Below are 582 nucleotides of genomic sequence, written 5' to 3'. Positions count from 1 at the left end.
GATCCAAAGCGTCTGGACGAATACGTGACTTCATCACAAACTCAATCCAACCGCCCGGCGCAATGGATAGAACTGGAATATCGATATCCGCATTTGCACCACCAACAAAGCCGCCGATATCCGTCGTTGCTTCACCAGAAGTGTTCACGCTCACTTCCCATCCGTGCGCAGCAAACGCAGGTAAACTCTGTGCATCTGATTCTCCAGCCGCATTTTGTGCCACTCGGACTTTGATGCTAGAGAATAACTCTTGCAGTGATTTGTTGTACTCCAGTCCTTTACCATTGTTTTGGAGGCGCAGACGGTACACGATATTTTCACCACTAGACGTGTGATTGTACGTCAGCTTTTCGCTCGATAAAGACGAATCCGTGTACGCTTTATGGGATTTGCTTACCTCAGAAGGCAGCATGTTGGCTGGCTCAGCGACTAGGTTATGACTGTTATCAATAACCGCCACGTTTAAGATTTGGCCAACCGCTTTCTCGCTGATCTTTGCTTTCACCGTATATTTGATGAAAGTGCCGCCAACAGCGAAACTATTTGCTGCAAGGTTAAACTGGGTGTCAATATCGCGGTTAT

The 582-nt window shown here is 47.4% G+C and carries 1 protein-coding gene; it reads right to left on the bottom strand.

Annotated elements, in window-relative coordinates:
• Positions 1-582, bottom strand: a 582-nt coding sequence (locus tag R7044_RS26865) for a hypothetical protein (protein WP_225456186.1), incomplete at both ends; no start/stop codon positions are given.

The sequence above is a fragment of the Vibrio sp. 1402 genome (genome assembly GCF_033340275.1).
Note: the sequence above shows the minus strand (reverse complement) of the source record. Positions and strands in the feature narration are given on the sequence as shown.